The organism is Micrococcus lacusdianchii, assembly GCF_023155805.1.
Classification (GTDB): domain Bacteria; phylum Actinomycetota; class Actinomycetes; order Actinomycetales; family Micrococcaceae; genus Micrococcus; species Micrococcus lacusdianchii.
Genome location: NZ_JAKNUW010000011.1, coordinates 1 through 23385 on the forward strand (window position 1 = coordinate 1; position 23385 = coordinate 23385).

General features: G+C 73.7%; 19 protein-coding genes and 2 rRNA genes. 17 read left to right on the forward strand and 4 right to left on the reverse strand.

Annotated elements, in window-relative coordinates; all coding sequences use genetic code 11:
• From MA879_RS08050 to xerD, 10 genes are all read left to right on the forward strand, one after another.
• Nucleotides 1-109, forward strand: a 23S ribosomal RNA gene (locus MA879_RS08050); the annotation flags it as partial.
• Nucleotides 110-306: 197 nt separating this feature from the next.
• Nucleotides 307-423, forward strand: a 5S ribosomal RNA gene (gene rrf, locus MA879_RS08055).
• A gap of 732 nt (nt 424-1155) precedes the next feature.
• Nucleotides 1156-2082 (forward strand): ICP22 family protein, encoded by a 927-nt coding sequence (locus MA879_RS08060; RefSeq protein ID WP_248124958.1) that lies wholly within the window; start codon nt 1156-1158, stop codon nt 2080-2082.
• Nucleotides 2079-2921: an HAD-IIA family hydrolase gene (locus MA879_RS08065; RefSeq protein WP_248124959.1), complete on the forward strand. Its 843-nt coding sequence runs from the start codon at nt 2079-2081 to the stop codon at nt 2919-2921. The genes MA879_RS08060 and MA879_RS08065 overlap by 4 nt, the downstream gene beginning before the upstream one ends.
• Entirely contained in the window at nt 2914-3741 is an 828-nt protein-coding gene (locus MA879_RS08070) for a TlyA family RNA methyltransferase (protein ID WP_248124960.1), read from the forward strand. Before MA879_RS08065 ends, MA879_RS08070 begins: the two co-directional genes overlap by 8 nt.
• Before the next feature lie 94 nt (nt 3742-3835).
• Nucleotides 3836-4936: an NAD kinase gene (locus MA879_RS08075; RefSeq protein ID WP_248124961.1), complete on the forward strand. Its 1101-nt coding sequence runs from the start codon at nt 3836-3838 to the stop codon at nt 4934-4936.
• On the forward strand, nt 4933-6678 hold the full coding sequence (recN, locus tag MA879_RS08080) for a DNA repair protein RecN (RefSeq protein ID WP_248124963.1): 1746 nt from the start codon (nt 4933-4935) through the stop codon (nt 6676-6678). The genes MA879_RS08075 and recN overlap by 4 nt, the downstream gene beginning before the upstream one ends.
• Nucleotides 6679-6736: 58 nt before the next feature.
• A complete protein-coding gene (locus tag MA879_RS08085; protein WP_248124965.1) occupies nt 6737-8473 on the forward strand; it encodes a CTP synthase in 1737 nt (578 codons plus the stop codon).
• On the forward strand, nt 8466-9173 hold the full coding sequence (locus tag MA879_RS08090; RefSeq protein ID WP_248124967.1) for an NUDIX domain-containing protein: 708 nt from the start codon (nt 8466-8468) through the stop codon (nt 9171-9173). Before MA879_RS08085 ends, MA879_RS08090 begins: the two co-directional genes overlap by 8 nt.
• Nucleotides 9170-10135 carry a site-specific tyrosine recombinase XerD gene (gene xerD, locus MA879_RS08095; protein ID WP_248124969.1) on the forward strand — a complete coding sequence of 322 codons (966 nt, stop codon included), beginning with the start codon at nt 9170-9172 and terminating at the stop codon, nt 10133-10135. The genes MA879_RS08090 and xerD overlap by 4 nt, the downstream gene beginning before the upstream one ends.
• A 131-nt stretch (nt 10136-10266) precedes the next feature.
• Here xerD and MA879_RS08100 read toward each other — a convergent pair whose 3' ends face one another.
• From MA879_RS08100 to MA879_RS08115, 4 genes are read right to left on the reverse strand one after another with little or no spacing between them, the layout of a single operon-like run.
• Nucleotides 10267-11412 (reverse strand): bifunctional 2-methylcitrate synthase/citrate synthase, encoded by a 1146-nt coding sequence (locus tag MA879_RS08100; protein ID WP_248124971.1) that lies wholly within the window; start codon nt 11410-11412, stop codon nt 10267-10269.
• A 59-nt stretch (nt 11413-11471) separates the two neighbouring features.
• Entirely contained in the window at nt 11472-12410 is a 939-nt protein-coding gene (gene prpB, locus MA879_RS08105; RefSeq protein WP_248124973.1) for a methylisocitrate lyase, read from the reverse strand.
• Nucleotides 12410-13936, reverse strand: coding sequence for an MmgE/PrpD family protein (locus tag MA879_RS08110; RefSeq protein WP_248124975.1), 1527 nt, complete (start codon nt 13934-13936; stop codon nt 12410-12412). The genes prpB and MA879_RS08110 overlap by 1 nt, the downstream gene beginning before the upstream one ends.
• The gene (locus MA879_RS08115; RefSeq protein WP_248124977.1) at nt 13933-14622 is read right to left on the reverse strand and encodes a GntR family transcriptional regulator; all 690 of its coding nucleotides are present in this window, start codon (nt 14620-14622) and stop codon (nt 13933-13935) included. The genes MA879_RS08110 and MA879_RS08115 overlap by 4 nt, the downstream gene beginning before the upstream one ends.
• A 120-nt stretch (nt 14623-14742) precedes the next feature.
• Between MA879_RS08115 and MA879_RS08120 the strand changes: the two genes are divergently transcribed.
• The 7 genes from MA879_RS08120 to MA879_RS08150 all read left to right on the forward strand — a co-directional run bounded on the left by MA879_RS08120 (nt 14743) and on the right by MA879_RS08150 (nt 23114).
• Complete coding sequence (locus MA879_RS08120) at nt 14743-16689, forward strand: AMP-binding protein (RefSeq protein WP_248124979.1); 1947 nt, start codon at nt 14743-14745, stop codon at nt 16687-16689.
• 464 nt (nt 16690-17153) lie between these two features.
• Nucleotides 17154-18014, forward strand: a complete 861-nt coding sequence (locus MA879_RS08125) for a ParA family protein (protein ID WP_248125136.1) — start codon at nt 17154-17156, stop codon at nt 18012-18014.
• 171 nt (nt 18015-18185) lie between these two features.
• Nucleotides 18186-19145, forward strand: coding sequence for a pseudouridine synthase (locus MA879_RS08130; protein ID WP_335342045.1), 960 nt, complete (start codon nt 18186-18188; stop codon nt 19143-19145).
• Nucleotides 19142-20275, forward strand: coding sequence for a prephenate dehydrogenase (locus MA879_RS08135; RefSeq protein ID WP_248124982.1), 1134 nt, complete (start codon nt 19142-19144; stop codon nt 20273-20275). Before MA879_RS08130 ends, MA879_RS08135 begins: the two co-directional genes overlap by 4 nt.
• 3 nt (nt 20276-20278) lie before the next feature.
• Nucleotides 20279-21001, forward strand: coding sequence for a (d)CMP kinase (gene cmk, locus MA879_RS08140; protein WP_248124983.1), 723 nt, complete (start codon nt 20279-20281; stop codon nt 20999-21001).
• The gene (der, locus tag MA879_RS08145; RefSeq protein WP_248124985.1) at nt 20998-22533 is read left to right on the forward strand and encodes a ribosome biogenesis GTPase Der; all 1536 of its coding nucleotides are present in this window, start codon (nt 20998-21000) and stop codon (nt 22531-22533) included. Before cmk ends, der begins: the two co-directional genes overlap by 4 nt.
• 59 nt (nt 22534-22592) lie before the next feature.
• Complete coding sequence (locus MA879_RS08150) at nt 22593-23114, forward strand: hypothetical protein (RefSeq protein ID WP_248124987.1); 522 nt, start codon at nt 22593-22595, stop codon at nt 23112-23114.
• Nucleotides 23115-23385: the final 271 nt, after the last annotated feature.

Sequence of the window (23385 nt, forward strand, 5' to 3'; positions counted from 1 at the left end):
AGGGTGTGAGGCCCCCAGCGAGATTACTGGGTTGATAGGCTGGATGTGGAAGCACGGACTGAAGACGTGTGGAGCTGACCAGTACTAATAGGCCGATGACTTTTACACACTTTTCTTCCTGCTGTTTGTGGTGGGGAGGGTTTGGGGTGTTCGCGTCCACTGTGCGGTTGTCTGATTGCAGCCCTGCACCGGGTTACTGTTGTGGTAGTGTTGGTGTGGTTGATAAGTGAATGAGTGTGCTACTTGTTGTGGCTCTTGTAGGTTTCCCACGCGCCTGGTGTTGTCGGGTGTGGTTGGGGTGAGGGTTACGGCGGTCATAGCGTGGGGGAAACGCCCGGTTCCATTCCGAACCCGGAAGCTAAGGCCCACAGCGCCGATGGTACTGCAGCCGGGAGGTTGTGGGAGAGTAGGTCGCCGCCGGACATTCTTTGATATGGGTTGAGGCCCCACACCGTTCTGGTGTGGGGCCTCCCCGCGTTTCCAGGGTGTTCTCTGCTCAGTGAACCCCCGCCGACGGCCCGGTAGGCTGAACGGCACATATCCCATGCGCGCCCCAGGCCGCAGCAGGGGGCGACCGCGCCCCGTTCCCGATGGAAGGACACCATGGCAGAGGACTCTTCTCGAGACCGTCGCGACGATCGACGCGGGGGACCCCGGAAGTCCTTCGGTGCCGGTGGTGCCCGCTCCGGTCCGCACCGCGACAAGTCCCGTCGCGACCGCTCCCGTGGGGACGGCGATCCCCGAGGCAGCCGAGGTGGCCAGGGTGAGCTCCGCCGTCGTGATCGGACGGACGAGGGCGCCGACTCCGGCGCGCGGGGGCCCCGGGAGGGGACGCGCCAAGGTCGATCCGCTGGTCGCGAGGGCGCCGCAGGGGGACGGGGCCGTCATGGCGACTCGGGGGGCCCGCGCCACGGTGATCGTGCGACCCAACGAGCGCGTCCCGACTCGGCGCCGCGCGGACCGCGCTCCGGCGCCTCGGAACGCGAGCGACCCGCGCACAACCCGGCGGACCTGCGCGCGGCCAACCGTGCAGACCAGGAGCGTTCCCCGGACATCGACGCGGACGTCACGGGCAAGGAGCTGGACCGCGGCACCCTCAAGGAGATCGGCGGCCTGGATGAGCGTCCCGGCACGTGGGTCGCCAAGCACCTGGTCATGGCGGGGCGCTACCTGGACGAGGACCCCGCTCTTGCCTTCCAGCATGCTCTTGCGGCCTCCCGGAAGGGTGGCCGGCTGGCGCGCGTGCGGGAGGCCGTGGCCCTCACCGCCTATGCGGCGGGGGAGTATCAGGATGCGCTGCGGGAGTTCCGCACCTACCGGCGGATGACCGGCGATGACACCCACATCGCCGCCCAGGTCGACTGCGAGCGCGCCCTCGGCCGCCTCGAGAAGGCCCTGCTGCTGGCGGACGAGGTGGACCAGGAGCGTCTGGACCGGGCCGCGCGTGTCGAGTTGGCCATGGTCATCTCCGGCGTCCGCGAGGACCTGGGGGACCTGGCCGGGGCCCACCACGCCCTGCAGATCCCGGAACTGGACCGCCGCCGCGGCTATCCGTTCTCCCCCCGACTCTTCCAGCGTCAGGCCGACGTGCTGGCCGCCTTGGGCCGGGACGACGAGGCCGCGCAGTGGCGCCGCTCCGTCCGCGTGGCCGAGCGGGCGCTCGGCATCGGCGGATTCGCCGAGCCGGAGATCGTGGACGTCGACGTCGAGCCGGAGGAGGAGGCCCCCGGCCCGCGGGGAGCACGAGATCGCGGCGCGGCCCCTCGCCATGACCACCGGGCGCCTGACGCCGAGCCTGCGCCGGAGGCCCGCACGCCCGAGTCCTCCGACGCCACGGACGCCCCCGACGCCACGGACGCCCCCGACGCCACGGACGCCCCCGACGCCGCAGAGGCGCTCGGCGACGACACCCTGGCGCCGGCCGAGGACGACGCCGCGGCCGAGGCGGCCCCGGATGCCTCGCCGGAGGAGGGCGCGGCCGCCGAGGCCGATCCGCAGGTGGACCCGAACCAGATGTCGCTGTTCGACGGCATGGCCGATGCGGACGTGGCGGATGCGGAGCGTCGCCGGGAGGAGCCGTGAGCCGGGCGGCCTTGTTCGGTGGGCACGACGGCCTGCTCTGCGACCTCGACGGCGTGGTGTACGCCGGCGCCGGCCCGCTGCCCGGGGCCGTGGAGGCTCTCGCCGCCCTGCGCGATCGCGGGGTGCCGGTGGGCTTCGTGACGAACAACGCGTCCCGTCCGCCGGAGGCGGTCGCCGAGCACCTCCGGGACCTGGGCGTCCAGGCCGATCCCCAGGAGGTCTTCGGGTCCGCCCCCGCCGGGGCGGCACTGCTGGAGGAGACCCTGCAGGAACGGCTGGGCCGCTCGACGGGCCGTGTGCTGGTCGTGGGCTCGGACTACCTCCGCGGCCTCGTGGCCGAGCGCGGCCACACGGTGGTCTCCTCGGCCGTCGAGCGCCCGGACGCCGTCCTGCAGGGCTTCGACCCGGGCATCGGATGGGCGCAGCTGGCGGAGGCGGCGTACGCGGTGAACGCGGGAGCGGCGTGGGTGGCCACCAATCTGGACCTGTCCATCCCGCGGGCCGAGGGCGTGGCGCCGGGCAACGGCGCTCTCGTGGCCGCCGTCGGGCAGGCCACGGGCACCATGCCGGCCGCGGCCGGCAAGCCCGAGCCGCATCTGTTCCGCCTCGCCGCGGGCGCTCTGGGCCTGGCCCGGCCGCTCATGGTCGGCGACCGGCTCGACACCGACATCCGCGGCGCCAACTCCGCGGGCATCGACGCCGTCCTCGTGCTCACCGGCGTGGACACCCGCGACAGCGCCCGTCGGGCCCCGGCCGCCGACCGCCCGGCCTGGATCGTCGCAGACCTCACCGCCCTCCTGGCCGACGCCCCGGCCCGCGAGGACGACTCGCGTGGCTGAGGGGGTGCGCGCCGACGTCGCTCTGGCCGCGCGCGGCCTGGCCCGCTCCCGCACGGAGGGGGCGGCCCTCGTCCGGGCCGGGTCCGTCCTGCTGGACGGCGCCGTGGTGCGCCGTCCGTCCCAGCCGGTCCCCGACGGCGCCCGCCTCGAGCTCGCGGACGCCGGTCCGCGCTACGTGTCCCGCGCCGCGCACAAGCTGGTGAGCGCCCTCGATGCCTTCCCCGTGCCGGTCGCGGGCCGGCGCGCGCTCGATGCCGGCGCCTCCACGGGAGGCTTCACCCAGGTGCTCCTCGAGCGGGGGGCCGAGCAGGTGGCCGCGGTCGACGTCGGCCACGACCAGCTGGCACCGCGGATCCGGGAGGACCCCCGCGTGCTCGTGCGCGAGGGGCTGAACGTCCGCGGGCTCGGGGCCGAGGACGTCGGCGGCCCCGTGGACCTGGTCGTGTCGGACCTCTCCTTCATCTCCCTGCGGCTCGTGGTCGGCCCCCTGGCCGCCGTGTGCCGCCCCGGGGCGGACCTGCTGCTCATGGTCAAGCCCCAGTTCGAGGTGGGCCGGTCCGCCCTGCCGCGCACCGGCGTCGTCACGGACCCCCAGGCCCGGGCCGCCGCCGTGGCGGGGGTGGCGCAGGCCGCGCTGGAGACGGGTCTTGCGGTGACGGGCCTGGCCCGGTCGGGCCTGCCCGGCCAGGACGGCAATGTGGAGTTCTTCCTGCACCTGCGTGCCCCGGAGTCCGGGACGAGGGCGGCGGCCGACGGCGCCGCCGACCCCGCGACCCGGGCCGCGGACCTGGTGGCGGGCGCAGACGTCGACTGGGCCTGACCTCCGGCGGGGGACCACGCCGCTGTCGTGTCCGAGCCGTCGCTATCCTGGGGGAGGTCCCGTCACGGGAGCCCACCCCACCGCGGAAGGAACCATGCCCGAGACCCCCGCACGCCGCGTCCTCGTGCTCGCCCACACGGGGCGGCAGGACGCCATCGAGGCGGCACTCCAGGCCATCCGCATCCTCGACGAGGAGGGCCTGGACAGCGTCGTGCCCGCCGCGGACGTGGCGGCCGTGCGCGCCGCCGTGGGGGAGGACCCCGGCTTCCGCCCCCTCTCGCTCGGCGAGGACTGCACGCTGGCCGACGTGAGCCTCGGCCTCGTCCTCGGCGGGGACGGCTCCGTGCTGCGCGCCGCTGACCTGGTGCGCGGCCACGGCATCCCGCTCTTGGCGGTCAACCTCGGCCACGTCGGCTTCCTGGCCGAGTCCGAGCGCACGGACCTGCACCGCACCGTCCAGGCGATCGCGGACGAGGCCTACGTGGTCATCGAGCGGATGGCGCTCGACGTCGTCGTGCGCGTGGACGGCCGGGAGGCGGCCCGGACGTGGGCTCTGAACGAGGCCTCCGTGGAGAAGTCCAACCGCGAGCGCATGCTCGAGGTCGTGGTCTCCGTGGACGACTCGCCGCTCACCGCCTTCGGCTGCGACGGGGTGGTGCTGGGCACCCCCACGGGGTCCACCGCCTACGCGTTCTCCGCGGGCGGGCCCGTGGTGTGGCCCGGCGTCGAGGCCCTGCTGTTCGTCCCGATCAGCGCCCACGCCCTGTTCGCCCGCCCCCTCGTGGTGGGACCCCACTCCACGATCGCGGTGGACATCATGACCCGCACGCGCGAGACGGGCGTGCTGTGGTGCGACGGGCGCCGCACGGTGGACCTGCCGCCGAACGCCCGCGTCGAGGTCACCCGCTCGGCCGAGCCGGTCCGCCTGGCCCGCCTGAGCCCCATCCCGTTCGCCGACCGCCTGGTGCGCAAGTTCCGCCTGCCCACCGAGGGCTGGCGCGGCCCCGTGACGGACGAGGACGTCCGCGCGCGGGAGGCCACCACCGTGGCCGAGGTGGAGACCGTCGAGCCGCGGCACGCGGGCCCCCGGCCGGACGTCGTGCCGCCTCCCACCACGTCCCTGCCGGTGCTCACCCCCGAGGACCTCGAGCGCTACCGCCGCCGCGACGGCCGGGGAGGGGACCGCACCTCATGATCGAGTACCTGCAGATCTCGGGGCTCGGCGTGATCGGTGCGGCCACCGTGGACCTGGACCCGGGCTTCACCGTGGTCACCGGCGAGACCGGCGCGGGCAAGACGATGGTGGTGACCGCCCTCGGCCTGCTGCTGGGCCGGCGCGCCGACGCCGGCGTGGTGCGCCGCGGCGCCCGCCGGGCATCCGTGGACGCCGGCGTCCGACTGCCTGCCGGGCACCGGGCCGTGGCCCTGGCCGAGGAGGCCGGCGCCGTCGTCGACGAGGCGGACAGCGACGGCGCCCGCGACCTGCTGCTGACCCGCTCCGTGACCGCCGCGGGGGAGGGGACCCGGTCGCGGGCCGGCGTCGGGGGCCGGGCCGTGCCCGTGGGCGTGCTCTCGGAGGTCGGCGCGGCCCTGGTGGCCGTGCATGGGCAGAACGACCAGGTCCGCCTCCAGAGCCCCGCCGCCCAGCGTCGCGCCCTCGACGCGTTCGGCGGCCCCGACCTGCAGGCCGCCCTGCGCGCCCACCGGGACGAGCATGAGGCGTACACGCGGGCCCGGCGCGAGCGGGACATGCTCGTGGAGCGCCAGCAGGAGCGCGCCCGCGAGGCCGAGGCCCTGCAGCGCGGGCTCGAGGAGATCGACGAGGCGGACCCGCACGACGGCGAGGACGAGGAGCTGCGCACGCGCATCCGCCGCCTCGAGGACGTGGAGGAGCTGCGCGCAGCCGCCGGAGGGGGGCACGCGCTGCTCGCCGGCCCGGACGTGGAGACCGGGGACGACACCCCCGGAGCAGTCACCCTGGTGGAGTCCGCTCGGGCCGCGGTGCTGGCCGCGCCCGGGCGGGACGAGGACCTCGAGGCCGCCGCCGGCCGCCTCGCCGAGGCGGCCGTGGTCCTCAACGACATCGCCGCGGACCTCGCCCGGTACGGGGCGGACCTCGACGCCGACGCGGCGGGAGACCTCGACGCGGCACAGTCACGCCTGGCCGAGCTGACCCGCCTGCAGCGCCTCTACGGCCCCGAGCTGAGCGACGTCGTGGCATGGGCGCAGACGCAGCGTCCGCGGCTCGAGGAGCTGCAGGGCGACTCCGGCCGCGTCGAGGAGCTGGAGGCCGAGCTGACCCGGCTCGAGGGGACCCGCCGCGAGCGGGCAGCCGAGCTGACCGCGCTGCGCACGGCGGCGGCGCGGCGGCTCGAGGCCGCGGTCACCGCCGAGCTGCACGCCCTGTTCATGCCGGACGCCTCGTTCCACGTCGCCCTGACCCCGCTGCCGGACGGCGCCCTGGGGCCCCACGGCGCCGAGGAGGTCTCGCTGGCCCTCCGGCCGCACGCGGGTGCCGAGCCCCGCCCGCTCGGCCGGGGTGCGTCCGGGGGAGAGCTCTCCCGCGTGATGCTGGCTCTGGAGGTCGTCCTCGCGGAGACCGACCCGGTGCCGACCTTCGTCTTCGACGAGGTGGACGCCGGTGTCGGCGGGGAGGCCGCCGTGAGCATCGGCGCGCGTCTCGCCCGGCTGGCCCGCCACGTCCAGGTGGTCGCGGTGACGCACCTCCCGCAGGTGGCGGCCTACGCCGACCGGCACGTGCGGGTGGAGAAGAACTCGGACCCCGCGGCGGGGGTGACCACCTCCGACGTCGTCACGCTCAGCTCCGAGGAGCGCGTCGAGGAGCTGGCCCGGATGCTCGCCGGACACGGGGACTCCGAGGCCGCGCGCGCCCACGCCCGCGAGCTGCTGCACGCCTCCCGCGACGCACGCTCCTGAGGCGGACCGGTCACCGACTCGCGCGGAACCCGGTGGCGCGTGTGTACGATCGAACTCCGTGGTGCAACGCGACTCTCGACTCCAGTCCTCCGGCACGGCCACCCGTCAGATCTTCGTGACGGGTGGCGTCGCCTCCTCCCTCGGCAAGGGGCTCACGGCCTCCTCCCTCGGCCACCTGCTTCGGGCTCGCGGCCTGCACGTGGTGATGCAGAAGCTCGACCCCTACCTCAACGTGGACCCCGGGACCATGAACCCGTTCCAGCACGGCGAGGTCTTCGTCACCGAGGACGGGGCCGAGACGGACTTGGACATCGGCCACTACGAGCGGTTCCTCGACGAGGACCTCGACGGCGTCAACAACGTGACCACCGGCCAGGTGTACTCCTCCGTGATCGCCCGGGAGCGGCGCGGCGAGTACCTCGGGGACACCGTCCAGGTCATCCCGCACATCACGGATGAGATCGGCCGCCGCATGCGGCTGCCCGCCACCCCGGCCGAGGGCCAGCCGACCCCGGACGTGATCATCACCGAGATCGGCGGCACGGTCGGCGACATCGAGTCCCAGCCGTTCCTCGAGGCGGCCCGTCAGGTGCGCCAGGACATCGGCCGCGACAACGTCTTCTTCCTGCACGTGTCCCTGGTCCCGTACATCGGGCCCTCGCACGAGCTGAAGACCAAGCCCACCCAGCACTCGGTGGCCACGCTGCGCTCGATCGGCATCCAGCCGGACGCGATCGTCGTCCGCTCCGACCGAGAGGTCCCCCAGGACGTGCGCTCCAAGATCGCCCGCATGTGCGACGTGGACGAGGACGCCGTGGTCAACTGCGCCGACGCGCCCTCGATCTACGACATCCCTCGCGTCATCCACGCCCAGCGCCTCGACGCCTACGCGGTCCAGGCCCTGGGCCTGAAGTTCAACGACGTCGACTGGTCCCGCTGGGACGTCGTCACCGAGGCCGTGCACCATCCCCGCCACGAGGTCGAGGTGGCGCTCGTGGGCAAGTACATCGACCTCCCCGACGCGTACCTCTCGGTGACGGAGGCCCTGCGGGCCGGCGGCTTCGCGCACCGCGCGAAGGTGAACCTGCGTTGGGTCCCCTCGGACGACTGTGAGACCCCGGAGGGCGCCGCCCGCGCCCTCGACGGCGTCGATGCGGTCTGCGTGCCCGGCGGGTTCGGCGTGCGCGGCGTGGACGGCAAGGTGGGAGCGCTGCGCCACGCCCGCGAGCACGGGATCCCGACGCTCGGCCTGTGCCTGGGCATGCAGTCCATGGTCATCGAGTTCGCCCGGAACGTCCTGGGCTGGGCCGACGCGCACTCCACCGAGTTCGACCCGGACACGGCGCACCCGGTGGTCGCCACCATGGCCGAGCAGCGGGACATCGTCTCCGGAGAGGGGGACTTGGGCGGCACCATGCGCCTGGGCTCCTACCCGGCCGTGCTGGCCCCCGGCTCCGTGACCGCCGAGGCCTACGGGACCACCGAGGTGACGGAGCGCCACCGGCACCGCTACGAGGTCGCCAACGACGTCCGCGCGGACCTCGAGGCCGCCGGACTGGTGATCTCCGGCACCTCCCCGGAGGGCACCCTGGTCGAGTTCGTCGAGCTGCCGCGGGACGTCCACCCGTACTACGTGGCCACGCAGGCCCACCCCGAGTTCAAGTCGCGCCCCACCCAGGCCCACCCGCTGTTCGCCGGACTGGTCGGGGCCGCGCTCGCGGTCCACGGCGCGGGCCCTGCGAGCCAGGCCGACACGGCCGGCGTCGTCGGGCACGGGCAGGCCTCCCGTGGCTGAGGCCTCGCCCCGAGAGGGCCGCTCCCCGCTGCGGGACCTGCACCGGCCCCGGAGGGTCAAGAAGGCCAAGACCGTCTTCGAGGGGCGGGTGTGGGACGTGGCCCGGGAGACGTTCCGCCTGGACCCGCAGGACAAGGGTCAGGAGCCGCTCACGCGTGAGCTCATGGTCCACCCCGGCGCCGTGGCGGTGCTCGCGCTGCGCACGCAGCTGACCACGGTGGGTCCCCGGGACGAGGTCGCTCTCGTCCGCCAGTACCGGCACCCCGTGGGCATGGAGCTGTGGGAGATCCCCGCGGGCCTGCGGGACGTGGACGCGGAGCCCCTGCACGAGACCGCCCGTCGCGAGCTGCACGAGGAGGCCGACCTGGCCGCCACGGAGTGGCACACCCTGGTGGACTTCTTCACCACCCCGGGCGGGTCCACCGAGGCGATCCGGGTGTTCCTCGCCCGGCAGGTCCGCCAGGTGCCCGAGGCGGAGCGCCACGTCCGCACGGGGGAGGAGGCGGCCATGCCGCTGGCGTGGATCGCGGTGGACGAGGTGCTCGACGCCGTCCTGGACGGGCGCGTGCACAACCCGTCCACCGCGATGGCGATCCTCGCCCTGCATGCGCACCGCGCGCAGGGCTGGCGTCGCCTGCGTCCCGTGGACGCCCCCTTCGTGCCCGACCGGCAGGCGCCCGCGGCGGACCCGCCGCGGTGACCGCCCCGGCCCTGGAGGGGGCGGTCCGGCGCCACCTCGACCACCTGGCCGTGGAGCGCGGCCTGGCGGAGAACACCCTCGCCGCGTACCGGCGGGACCTGGCCCGCTACGCGGCGTGGCTGGCCGCGTCCGGGGTCGGGGCGCCCGAGGAGGTCGACGCCGGCCACGTCACCGGGTTCGTCGCGGCCCTGGGCACCGGCGGGGACGGCGGCCGTCCGCTGGCCCCTCGGTCCGTCGCGCGCGTCCTGGCCGCCGTGCGGGGCCTCCACCGGTTCTGGGCGCTCGAGGGCCTCACGCCGACGGACCCCGCCGCCGACGTCGCCCCGCCGGCGGCCCCCGAACGGCTCCCCCGGGCCTTGAGCGTGGACGCGGTCACCCGCCTGCTGGAGGCCGTCCCCGTGGACAGTCCCGCGGGCCTGCGGGACCGGGCGCTGCTGGAGTTCCTCTACGGCACCGGCGCGCGCGTGTCCGAGGCCGTCGGCCTGGACGTGGACGACGTCGTCGGGGTCACCGGGGAGCACGGGGACGACGTCCCCGTGGTGCGCCTGTTCGGCAAGGGCTCGAAGGAGCGGATCGTGCCCGTGGGGTCGTATGCCGCCGAGGCGCTCGCGGCCTGGCTGGTGCGCGGCCGCCCGGCCCTGGTGGCGGGCGCCCGTCCCGCGCGCGGCACCCCGGCCCTGTTCCTCAACCTGCGCGGCGGACGGCTGTCTCGGCAGTCGGCGTGGTCCGTGATCACGGCGGCCGCGGACCGCGCGGGGCTGGCGGAGGAGGTCTCCCCGCACACGCTGCGCCACTCCTTCGCCACGCACCTGATGCAGGGAGGCGCGGACGTGCGCGTGGTGCAGGAGCTGCTCGGCCACGCCTCGGTGACCACCACGCAGGTGTACACGCGCGTCACGGCCGAGGCCCTGCGCGAGGTCTACGCCCAGGCCCACCCGCGGGCCCGGTGGGCGGACCGCTGAGGCGTCGCCGTCGTCGTCCGCGCCCCGCACCACCCCACCCCACCCCGCACCCACGCAAACGGGGGCGATTCCCGTCGGCATGGACACGCCATTCCGACGGGAATCGCCCCCGAAGCGCCGGGCCGGGTGGCTCAGGCGGCCGGCAGCTCGCGCTGGTCCGGGCCGTCGTAGGCGGACAGCGGGCGGATCAGGGCGTTGGCGGCGCGCTGCTCCATGATGTGCGCGGTCCAGCCGGTGATGCGGGCGGCGATGAAGATCGGCGTGAACATCTCGGTGTCGAAGCCCATCAGGTGGTACGTCGGGCCGGCCGGGTAGTCGAGGTTCGGCTTGATCCGCTTGGCCTCGTCCATGGCCTGCTCGAGGCCGTCGTACAGGCCCAGCAATTCGTGGCGGCCATAGTGCTCGATCATGCGGTCCAGCGCGGCCTTCATGGTGGGCACGCGGGAGTCGCCGTTCTTGTACACGCGGTGGCCGAAGCCCATGACCTTCTTCTTCTGGGCCAGGGCGTCCTCCATCCAGGCCTTCGAGCGGGCGGCGGCATCCTCGCGGGACTCCTCCTTGCGAATGCCGATCTCGTCGAAGGTGTGCATCACGGCCTCGTTCGCGCCGCCGTGCAGCGGGCCCTTGAGGGCGCCGATGGCGCCGGTCACGGCCGAGTGGAGGTCGGAGAGCGTCGAGGTGATCACGCGCGCCGTGAAGGTGGAGGCGTTGAAGGAGTGCTCGGCGTAGAGGACCATCGAGACGCGGAACGCGTCCACGACCTCCTCCGGCTGCTCCTCGCCGAAGGTCATCCAGAGGAAGTTGGCGGAGTAGTCCAGCTCCGGGTTCGGCTCCACGACGTCCTGGCCGCGGCGGCGGCGCTGGTCGTAGGCCACGACGGCCGGGAACGCGGCGAAGAGGGCCTTGGCCTTCTCCAGCTCGGCCTCGGGGGAGGAGTCCTCCGCCTTCGGGTGGTTCGCGCCCAGCACGGACACGGCGGTGCGGCCCACGTCCATCGGGTGGCAGTCGATGGGCAACAGGTCGACGGCCTGCTTGACCTTCGGGTCGAGGGTGCGGTGCCCGCGCTCGAACTCCTGGAACTCCTTGAGCTCCGACTCGGTCGGCAGCTCGCCGGTCCACAGCAGCAGGGCGACGGCCTCGAACGGCAGGTGCGCCGCCAGGTCCTGCACCGGGTAGCCGCGGTACAGCAGGGAGTTGGTCTCCGGGTTGACCTTGGAGATCGCGGTGGTGTCCACCACGACGCCGGCCAGGCCCTTCTTGATCTCGGTGTCGGTCATGATGTCCCTCCTCGAGGGGGAGGCGGCCCGCCCGGTGAGGGCGGGCCGCGGTGGCGGGGTCAGAGGTTGGCGTTGTTGGAGTCGATGTCCAGGGTCGGCACGTCGAAGTTGAAGATGCCGGTGTCGAACGTGTTGTACGCCTCGTAGTCCACGAGCTCGTAGAGTCGCACCCGGGTGAGCATCTGCTCCACCTGGGACTGCTGGGTGCCCTCCTCCCTGATGGCGTCGAGCACCCGCTCGGAGGCGCCCAGGGAGGCGCGCAGCAGGGTGACCGGGTAGATCACCATGGACACGCCGGCCTCGGCCAGCTGGTCTCGGGTGAACAGCTCGGACTTGCCGAACTCGGTCATGTTGGCCAGCACCGGCACGCCCAGGGGCTCGAGCGCGCGGCACACGGTCTCGAACTCGCCGAGGTCCTTGAGGGCCTCCGGGAAGATCGCGTCCGCCCCGGCCTCCACGAGGGCCTTCATGCGGGCGATCGCGGCCTCCAGGCCCTCCACGGCGCGCAGGTCGGTGCGCGCCATGATCAGGAAGTTCGGGTCCCGGCGGGCCTCCACCGCGGCGGCGATGCGCTTGACCGCGGTGTCCAGGTCCACCATGTTCTTGCCGTCGAGGTGGCCGCACCGCTTCGGGTTGAACTGGTCCTCGATGTGGCAGCCGGCCAGGCCGGCGTCCTCGAGCTCCTGGATCGTGCGGGCCACGTTCATCGGCTCGCCGAAGCCCGTGTCCGCGTCGATGATGCACGGCAGCTCCGTCAGGCGCGCGATCTGCCCGCCGCGGGCGGCGACCTCGGTCAGCGTGGTCAGGCCGACGTCGGGCAGGCCGAGCTCGTTGGCCAGGACCGCGCCGGAGATGTAGACCCCGGGGAAGCCCTTCTCCTCGATCAGCTTGGCCGACAGCGGCGTGAAGGCGCCGGGGAACTGCTGCGCTCCGCCCTTCTTCAGGGTCTCCCGCAGGTCGAGGCGCTTCTGCGCGGCGGTTCTCTTGGCGTACAGCATCAGAACAGGCCCTTCGGCGCGGCGGCGAGATCGGCCTCGGAGAGGAAGGCCGGGTCGGCCTGGACGTTGAGCTGGTCCAGCTCACCCGGGCCGAGCTCGGCGAGGCGCTGCACGGCCTCGAGGAAGCGGTCCTGCTCCTCGGCGGTCACGATGCCGTCGGCAAGGGTGCGGAACTTCTGGATGTACTGCTCGCGGGAGAACGGCCGGGCCCCCAGCGGGTGGGCGTCGGCCACCGCGATCTCGTCCGTGATCACGGTGCCGTCCGTCAGGGTGATCTCCACCGCGCCGCCGAACGCCTTCTCGGTGAGGTCGTTCGAGTGGTAGCGGCGGGTCCACTCCGGGTCCTCCACCGTGGTCACCTTGTGCCACAGGGCGACGGTGTCCTCCCGGCCCGCACGCTCGGGGGAGTACGAGTCCACGTGGTGCCATGCGCCGTCCTGGAGGGCCACGGTGAAGATGTAGGGGATCGAGTGGTCGAGGGTCTCGCGCGAGGCGGTGGGGTCGTACTTCTGCGGGTCGTTGGCGCCGGAGCCGATCACGTAGTGGGTGTGGTGCGAGGTCTTGATCAGCACCGACTCGACGTTCGCCGGGTCGGTGGCCTCCGGGTGCTCGTTGTGGAGCCTGCGGGCCAGGTCGATCCAGGCCTGGGCCTGGTACTCCGCGGAGTGCTCCTTGGTGTAGGTGTCCAGGATGCCGCGCTTGGGCTCGCCCTGCTCGGGCAGCGGGACCACGTAGTGGGCGTCCTTGCCGTCGAGCATCCAGGCGATCACGCCGTCCTCGCCCTCGTAGATCGGCACGGGGGAGGTCTGGCCGCGCATCGCGCGGTCCGCGGCCTCCACGGCCATCTTGCCGGCGAAGGCCGGGGCGTGGGCCTTCCAGGTGGAGATCTCGCCCTTGCGGGACTGGCGTGTAGCCGTCGTCGTGTGCAGGCCCTGGCCGACGGCCTGGAACACGGTCTCGGAGTCGAGGCCTAGGAGGGTGCCGATGCCGGCCGAGGCGGACGGGCCGATGTGGGCCACGTGGTCGATCTTGTGCTTGTGCAGGCAGATGGACTTCACGAGGTCCACCTGGACCTCGTAGCCGGTGGCGATGCCGCGGATGAGGTCGCGGCCGGAGCGGCTGGCGTGCTGGGCGACGGCGAGGATCGGCGGGATGTTGTCGCCGGGGTGCGAGTACTCCTCGGACAGGAACGTGTCGTGGTAGTCCAGCTCGCGCACGGCCACGCCGTTGGCCCACGCGGCCCACTCGGGGGAGACCTTGCGGTCCACGCCGAACACGGTGGCACCGACGCCACCGGTGGAGACGGGGTGGGACAGCGCCTGGGCGCGGGCGGCCACGATCGGGCCGCGCTTGAGGGAGGCCACAGCCACGGAGGCGTTGTCGATGATGCGGTTGACGATCATCTCCTCGACCTCGGGCAGGACCTCCACCGGGTCGACCGCGACCTCGGCGATCTTCCAGGCGAGCTGGTCCTCGCGGGCCAGCTCGTCGGCGGAGGGGTGGACGCGGACGTCGTGGTTCTTCACGGACGGTCTCCTTCGGAGGTGGTGAGCAGTGCGGTGGGGTCCTCGGCCCGGCCGTGCCGGGTGAGGTGGCTGAAGGCGTGGTGCAGGTGCACCCGCGTGGTGGCGTCGGCCAGGTCGGCCGCGCCGGCGGCCACGGCGGCGGCGATGTCCGCATGCTCGGCGGCCGAGGTGGCCAGACGCTCAGGGTCGTGCGCGGCGAGCCGGCGCAGGCGGGCCAGGTGCAGCCGCAGGGTGCGCAGCGTGGACACGAGGTAGGGATTGTCCGCGGCCTCGTCCAGCCCGGCGTCGAGCGCCGTGGTGAGGCGGTAGTAGTCGCGGGGGTCCCCGCCGGCCTCGAGGTGACCGACCGCTCCGGTGAACCGGTCCGCCAGATCGGCCATGGCGGCCGCCTGCTCGGCGGTGGCGCGCTGGGCGGCGCGGCGGGCCAGCAGCGACTCCAGTGCGATGCGCAGGTCGAAGAGGTGCTCGGCCTGCTCGAGCGACAGGTCCGAGACCACGACCCCCCGCCCGGGCGCCTGCTCCGCGAGGCCGTCCGAGACGAGGCGGGACAGGGCCTCGCGCACCGGCGTCCGCGAGATGCCCAGGCGTTCGGCGAGCTCGACCTCGCCGAGCACGGCTCCCGGGGGCAGGTCCCACTCGAGGATCTCCCCGCGCAGCACCTCATAGGCGCGTTCACTGGCTCGCATGCCTTCACTGTATACACGTCGGGGCGATGGAGGAAGTTTCCTGCCGGACTGCGTCCAAGATGTGGACGTCATGTATACACACCTCTTGTCCATTGTGATGGAGGCCACTATGTTCGGCCCATGGCGACTCACGACGCACCCACCACCATCGGCCCCTACTCCGACGTCCACGCCCGTTCGCTGGTGGACCCAGAGGGGTTCTGGCTCGACGCCGCCCGGGCGATCGACTGGACCGTCGCACCGACCCGCGCCCTGGACGACGCGGACGCCCCCCTCTACCGCTGGTTCCCCGACGGCGTGCTCAACACGGCCCACAACTGCCTGGACCGGCACGTGGACGCCGGGCGCGGGGACGAGCCCGCCCTCGTGCACGACTCCGCCATGACCGGCCAGGTCACCCGCTTCACCTACGCGCAGCTGAGGGACGAGGTGGCGGCCCTCGCCGGAGCGCTGGCCGCCCGCGGCGTGGGCAAGGGGGACCGGGTGCTGGTCTACCTGCCGATGATCCCGCAGGCCCCGATCGCGATGCTCGCCTGCGCCCGCCTGGGCGCGGTGCACTCCGTGGTCTTCGGCGGGTTCGCCCCCCGCGAGCTCGCTGCACGGATCGACGACGCCACCCCGGACGTCGTGCTGACCTGCACTGGTGGCATCGAGCCCAAGCGCCGGGTCGAGTACCTGCCCGCCGTGGCCGAGGCCCTGGAGCTCGCCTCCCGCCCGGTGCGCACCGTGCTGGTCCACGCGCGCGAGGGCTTCGAGACCGCGCTCGAGGACGTGTCCGCTCGCGGCGGCGCCGCGTGGGAGGACTGGGGGGCCGCCGTCGCCGGCGCCGAGCCCGCCGCGTGTGTGGACGTCGCCGCCACCGACCCGCTGTACGTGCTCTACACGTCGGGGACCACCGGCAGGCCCAAGGGGGTGGTGCGGGACAACGGCGGGCACGCGGTGGCCCTGCGCTGGACCATGGAGAACATCTACGACGTCGGCCCGGACCAGGCCATGTGCACGGCCTCGGACGTGGGCTGGGTGGTCGGCCACTCGTATATCGTGTACGGTCCGCTGCTGGCTGGCGCCACCACCGTGATGTATGAGGGCAAGCCGGTCGGCACTCCGGACGCCGGCGCCTTCTGGCGCCTGATCGAGGACCACGGGGTGCGCTCCTTCTTCACCGCCCCCACCGCGCTGCGCGCGATCCGCAAGGTCGACCCCGAGGGCGAGATGCTCAAGGCCCACGACCTGTCCTCGCTGACGCACTTCTTCGCCGCCGGCGAGCGCCTGGACCCGGAGACGCAGCGGTGGATCGAGGGCCTGCTCGAGATGCCGGTGATCGACCACTGGTGGCAGACGGAGACGTGCTGGGCGATCGCCGCCAACCCGGTGGGGCTGCAGGAGCTGCCGGTCAAGGTCGGCTCCGCCTCGGTGCCCAGCCCGGGCTTCGACCTCGTGGTCCTGGACGGCCTCGGCGAGGAGGTGCCGGCGGGCACCGAGGGCAACATCGCCGTCCGCCTTCCCCTGCCCCCGGGCACCCTGCCCACCCTGTGGGGCGCCGACCAGCGGTACGTCGACTCCTACCTCTCCGCCTTCCCCGGACACTACGCCACCGGCGACTCCGGCGTGGTGGACCAGGACGGCTATGTGTTCGTCCTCGGCCGCACCGACGACGTCATCAACGTCTCGGGCCACCGTCTCTCCACCGGCGTGCTCGAGGCGGCCCTCGCAGCCCACCCGGCGGTGGCGGAGTGCGCCGTGATCGGTCTGGTGGACCCGATCAAGGGCCAGCGCCCCTCCGGGTACGTGGTGCTCACGTCGGGCGTCGCGGTGCCCGAGCCGGGCTCGGAGGCCGAGGCGGAGCTGCTGGACGCGCTGCGGCAGGCGGTCCGCCGCGAGGTCGGCCCGGTGGCGGACTTCCGTGACGTCGTCGTGGTGGAGGCCCTGCCCAAGACCCGCTCGGGCAAGATCCTGCGCAAGACCCTGCGTCAGATGGCCGACGGCGAGGACTACACCGTCCCGTCCACCATCGAGGATGCCTCGGTCCTGGAGCAGCTGCAGCCGCTGCTGCGTCCCGAGAGCTGAGCGCTCGGCTCCGTCCTCGCGCCGCCGATACTCGTGTTCCGGTCGGCCGCGACCGCCCCCGTGAACCCCGCGCCGCGGGCCTGCAGGCGCACCGCCCCGAGCTGCTCGGCGGCATGGGAGTGATCGTGGGCATCGACAGGTTCATGTCCGAGGCTCGTGCGCTCACCAACTTCACCGGCAACGCGGTGGCCACGCTCCTGAACGGCACGTGGGTCGGCGAGTTCGACGGCGACCGCGCCCGCGCAGGCCTTCGAGGGCCCCCCGGCTCGAGCCCGAACGTGGCGATGGCCGCCGTCGTGCGGGGCCCCTCCGCCGTCAGGAGGCGCGCAGGCACTAGGGTGGAGCGCGAGCAGGACGCCCGCGGCGGCCGCCCCGGAACGGGGTCCGGCCCGCCGCGCCGGGCGCGAGACCCGACCGTGGAAGGAGCCGGCGCCGCCGTGACCCCCCAGGACCCGATCCCCGTGATGACGATCCACGGCGAGCCCGTGCTCGGCCCCACGGGCCGCCCGAAGCACGACTTCCCCGAGCCCGCGCCGCTGACCACGCACGGCCCGGCCCGGATCATCTCGATGGTGAACCAGAAGGGCGGCGTCGGGAAGACCACCTCCACCATCAACCTGGGCGCCGCGCTCGCGGGCTACGGCCGCCGCGTGCTCATGGTGGACTTCGACCCCCAGGGGGCGCTGTCCGCCGGGCTGGGCGCGGACCCGTACGAGCTGGACACCACGGTCTACAACGTGCTCATGGAGCGCAAGGTCACCGCGCGGGACGCGATCATGGCCACCGAGTTCGAGGACATGGACCTGCTGCCGGCCAACATCGACCTCTCCGCCGCGGAGGTGCAGCTGGTGAACGAGGTGGCCCGCGAGCAGGTCCTCGAGCGAGCGCTCCGGCAGGTGAAGGACGACTACGACGTCGTGCTGATCGACTGCCAGCCCTCCTTGGGCCTGCTGACGGTCAACGCGCTGACCGCGTCCGACGGGGTGATCATCCCGCTCACCGCGGAGTTCTTCGCCCTGCGCGCCGTCGCCCTGCTCGTGGAGACCATCGAGAAGGTCCAGGACCGCTTGAACCCGGACCTGGAGATCGACGGCGTCCTGGCCACCATGTTCGACCAGCGCACCCTCCACTCGAAGGAGGTCGTGGGATCGCTGGTGGACGGGTTCGGCGACCGCGTCTTCGAAACCGTGATCAAGCGCTCCATCAAGTTCGCCGACGCCACGGTGGCGGCCACGCCCATCACGATCTTCGCGGAGAACCACGACGGCGCGAAGGCATACCGGCAGCTCGCGCGCGAGCTGATCAGCCGCGGCGGCGCCCCGTGACCGGCCCCGCCTGAGCATCCCGGGCCGGGATCTGCGAGAATGGGCCGATGGGCGAGCGCACCGCCGCCCGGACGCGGCGCCACCAGGCCGCCGCCACGATCCCATCACACCGCCCCCTTCGGCATGCTGACGCGCGCCCGGCGGGGAGGAGACCGGAAGGACCCCGTCACCATGGACAGCCGCAAGCCGCGAGGCTCCGGACGCACCCCCGCCGCAGGACGCCGCGGGGGACCGTTCGCGGAGCGAGACTTCCAGCGCAACCTCGGCCCCCGCCGCCGTCCCCGCCGCGAGCGGGACGAGCCCGCGTTCGACGACGCCGCGGTCGACTCCGGTCCGCGGGGCCGCCGCGGCCGGGGCGCGGGGGAGGCCCGCGCCAAGGCCAAGAACCTCGACGAGATCCACGTGGCGGACGGCGAGCGCCTGCAGAAGGTGCTGGCCGCCGCCGGCGTCGCCTCGCGCCGCGTGTGCGAGGACCTGATCGCCGAGGGGCGCGTGGAGGTGGACGGCGTCGTCGTCACCGAGCCCGGCGTGCGCGTGGACCCCGCCACCGCGCGCATCCACGTGGACGGCATCTCCGTCCAGACGGACGTCACCAAGCAGTACTTCGTGTTCAACAAGCCGCGGGGCGTCATCTCCACGATGATCGACCCCGAGGGCCGCCCCTCGATCGCCACGTACCTCAAGCCGGGGCAGGAGAACCTGTTCCATGTGGGCCGCCTGGACAACGAGACCGAGGGACTGCTGATCCTCACCAACGACGGCGAGCTCGCCAACCGTCTCACCCACCCCAGCTGGGAGGTGCCCAAGACCTACCTGGTGCAGACCCGCGGTCCCCTCGCGAAGGGCGTGTCCAACCTGCTGCGTGAGGGCGTGGAGCTGGAGGACGGCGTCGCGAGGGTGGACTCGTTCAAGCTCGTGGACTCGACACCGGGCCACGTCCTGGTGGAGGTCGTCCTGCACTCGGGCCGCAACCGGATCGTGCGCCGCATGTTCCGGGAGATCGGCCACCCCGTGGAGCGTCTCGTGCGCGTCAAGGTCGGCCCCATCCTCCTGGGCGACCAGAAGCAGGGCACTGTGCGCGCGCTCAGCGCCCAGGAGCTGGGCCACCTCAAGGCCCTGGTCGGGCTGTGACCGGACCCGGGGCGGGCGTCGGCGCGGCCGGGGTGCCGCAGCCGGTGCTCGTGCGCGGCACGGGCCTGCTCGGCACCTCGATCGGCCTCGGCCTGCGCGCGGCGGGCGCGGAGGTGCTGCTCACGGACCCCTCGCCCTCGGCGCGGGCCGTGGCCGAGGACATCGGGGCCGGCCGGGCCGTGGACCCGGAGGACCCCTCGCTGGCCCCGGGTCTCGTGGTGGTCGCGGCGCCGCCGGACGTGACCGCGGACGTCGTGGTGGACTCCCTGCGCCGGTGGCCCGTTGCGCTCGTGCTGGACATCGCCTCGATCAAGGGGCGGATCCTGACGCAGGTGCGGGACGCCGCCGCCCGGGGCGTCATCGAGGACGACGACGTCGCCCGCTACCTGCCCACGCACCCGATGGCCGGCTCGGAGCGCTCCGGGCCCGTCGCCGCGCGCGGGACGCTGTTCACGGCCAGCCCGTGGGTGCTGTGCCCGAGCCCGGAGACCCGGCCCGAGGCCCTCGCCGCCGGTGAGGACGTGGCCCGCGCCCTGCAGGCCACGGTGCACCGCATGGACGTGGCCGCCCACGACGCGTCCGTGGCGCTGATCTCGCACCTGCCGCAGATCGCCGCCTCCCTCGTGGCCTCGCGGCTGCAGGACGCGCCGGACGCCTCCCTGGCCCTGGCCGGCAACGGCCTGCGGGACACGACCCGCATCGCGGGCTCCGACCCACAGCTGTGGGTGCAGATCCTGGCGGGCAACGCGGAGCACATCGTGCCCGCCCTCCACGGCCTGCGGGCGGACGTGGAGCGGCTGATCGCCACGCTCGAGGCGCCGACCGCCCCGGGGGCGCGCCTGGACGTGGCGCAGCTCATGGCCGAGGGCAACGCCGGACGGGCCCGCATCCCGGGCAAGCACGGCGCCCCGCCGCAGGCCTTCGCGCTCGTCACGGTGATCGTGGACGACACCCCGGGGCAGCTCGCCGCGCTCTTCGAGCAGATCGGCCGCGCGGGCGTGAACGTGGAGGACATGAGGCTGGACCACGCCTCCGGGTACCGCGTGGGCATGGTGGACGTCTCGGTGCTGCCGGGACGCAGAGACGAACTCGTGTCGGCCCTGACCGACGCCGGATGGAAGGTGGTCTGAGAGATGACCGAGAACACCGCGCAGCCGGCCGCCCTCGTGGTGGCCGTGGACGGGCCCTCCGGGTCCGGGAAGTCGTCCGTGTCCAAGGCCGTGGCGCGCCGCCTGGGCGCCGCGTACCTGGACACGGGCGCCATGTACCGCGCCGTGGCGTGGTCCGTGCTCCAGGAGGGAGTGGACCTGCACGACGTCGACGCGATCGCGGCCGCGGCCCGCGCCATGGACCTGGACCAGTCCACGGACCCGGACGTCGAGCGCGTCGCCGTCGGCGGCGTGGACGTCACGGCGGCGATCCGTGAGGACCGCGTCACCGAGACCGTCTCCACGGTCGCCGTCGTCATCCCCGTGCGCGAGGAGCTCCGGCGCCGGCAGCGCGAGGCGATCGCCGCGGCCGGCCGCATGGTGGCCGAGGGCCGGGACATCACCACCGTGGTGGCCCCGGACGCCCACGCGCGCGTCCTGCTCACCGCCTCCGAGGAGGCGCGCCTGGCGCGGCGCTCGGGCCAGCTGCGCCGGGCCGGCGCGGGGGAGCGCGACGCCGGGACCCTGCACCGCCAGGTGGCGGGCCGCGACGCACAGGACTCCACCGTGTCCACGTTCGACCGCCCCGCCGAGGGCGTGGCGCTCGTGGACTCCACCGAGCTCGACTTCGAGCAGACCGTGGCGGCCGTCCTGGCCGCCGTCGAGGACCAGGCCGGGCTCCCGGCCGTGAAGGGACAGGGACGATGAGCGAGACGACGCACCGCCCCGAGGACGAGGACTACACCCCCGCGGGGGAGGACCAGGTCGCCGAGCGCCTGGCCGCCATGACCGACGAGGAGGCGGAGGCCCGGGCGGCCTCGCTGCGCGCCGGCCTCGGCGACTACGACCTCGAGGAGGACGACACCGCCCTCCTCGAGGACTGGGAGGACGAGGACGGCCCCGGTGCCGACGCCCCCGCCCCGCCCGTGCTCGCCGTGGTGGGCCGGCCCAACGTGGGCAAGTCCACGCTGGTGAACCGCATCATCGGCCGGCGCGAGGCCGTCGTGGAGGACGTGCCGGGCGTGACCCGCGACCGCGTTTCCTACGAGGCGGAGTGGAACGGCCGGACGTTCACGGTGGTGGACACCGGCGGCTGGGAGCACGACGCCAAGGGCATCCACCGCCGGGTGGCCGACCAGGCCGAGCTGGCCGTGGACGTGGCCGACGTCGTGCTGTTCGTGGTGGACTCCACCGTGGGCATGACGGCCACGGACGAGGCCGTGGTGTCCATGCTGCGCCGCAAGGGCCGCCCCGTGATCGTGGCCGCCAACAAGGTCGACGACGCGGTCCAGGAGGCCGACGCCGCCGCCCTGTGGTCCCTGGGCTTCGGCTACCCGTACCCGGTCTCCGGTGTGCACGGGCGCGGCGTGGCCGACCTGCTGGACGCCGTGCTGGCGGAGCTGCCCGAGGAGTCCGCGTTCGGCGGGCTCGTCCCGCGCGGCGGTCCTCGGCGGGTGGCCCTCGTGGGCCGGCCGAACGTCGGCAAGTCCTCGCTGCTGAACAAGCTCGCCGGGGCGGACCGCGTGGTGGTGGACGACCTGGCCGGCACCACGCGCGACCCCGTGGACGAGCTCGTGGAGCTGGGCGGGCGGCTGTGGCGCTTCGTAGACACCGCCGGCATCCGGCGCCGTCAGCACATGGCGCACGGCGCGGACTACTACGCGTCCCTGCGCACCGCCGCGGCCATGGACCGCGCCGAGGTGGCCGTCGTGCTGCTGGAGGCACCCCATGTGGTCTCCGAGCAGGACGTGCGCATCATCCAGCTCGCCCTGGAATCCGGCCGCGCCCTCGTGCTGGCCTACAACAAGTGGGACCAGATGGACGAGGAGCGCCGTCACCAGCTGGAGAAGGAGATCGACCGGGACCTCGCCCACGTGGCGTGGGCGCCGCGCGTGAACATCTCCGCGCTCACCGGCTGGCACAAGGACCGCCTCGTGCCCGCGCTGGACACGGCCCTGGAGTCCTGGGACCGGCGCATCCCCACCGGCAAGCTGAACGCGTTCCTGGGCGAGCTGGTCGCGGCGCACCCGCATCCGCTGCGGGGCGGCAAGCAGCCGCGCATCCTGTTCGCGACCCAGGCCTCCACCCGCCCGCCCACGTTCGTGCTGTTCACGACCGGCTTCCTGGACCCGGGCTACCGCCGGTTCATCGTGCGACGCCTGCGCGAGACCTTCGGCTTCGAGGGGACGCCCATCGAGATCGGCATGCGCATCCGGGAGAAGCGCGCCCGCCGGCGCTGAGCGCGGAAGCGGGGGCCCGGTCCAGGCGCCATCCAGGCCGGGCCCCTACCCTGGGGGCCATGACGACGACGCACCGCCCCCGCACCCTCGCCTCCCTCGGCGCCCTGGCCGCCGCCGCCCTGCTGCTCACCGGCTGCGGCGCGGACGAGGAGACGGCCGAGCTGCGCGAGTCCCTCAGCAGCGCCGAGGAGCGCCTCTCGAGTGCCGAGGCGCGGATCGACACCCTCCAGGACGAGGTGGACCGGATCCCGGACACCGAGGAGCTGCGCAGCCAGGCCGGCGCGGCCGTGTCCAGCGCGGTGGGGCGTGCCGAGGAGGCGGTGTCCTCCCTTGGTTCCGGGGCTGAGGAGGCGGCGCGCGAGGCCGTGGACTCGCTGCCGGACATCCCCTCCGCCGAGCAGGTCGAGCAGACCGGCCGGGAGGGCCGGGACATGGTCGTGGACCTGGCGGAGGGGGCACTGCCCCAGGACCCCGCCGAGCTCGAGCGCCGGCTGGAGGAGGCCGCAGACCGCGTGCGGGACAGCGTCCCGGATCTGGAGGACGTCGAGTTCCGCGTGGGGGACCGCTCCTTCACCTTCTGAGCCGAAGGGCGAGACGCGCGCCGCGGTCGCATCCCTGAGGGGGTGTCCGCGGCCTGTCGCGGCGTGATAGCTTTCTGCTGTACGCGTGACTGTCCGTCGGCGGGCGCCTCTGAGGTGGCGATCGACGGATGGCGGCAGACCTCCCGCTCCGGCGCTCCAAGTGAGGCCGGGGTGGAAGCCGGGGGACTCTCGGTCGGGTCGTCCCCGGAACAGGGATGAGGGGTTCATGTCCACGAAGAGGACGTGGGCCCCTTGTTCGTGCCCGGGTGCA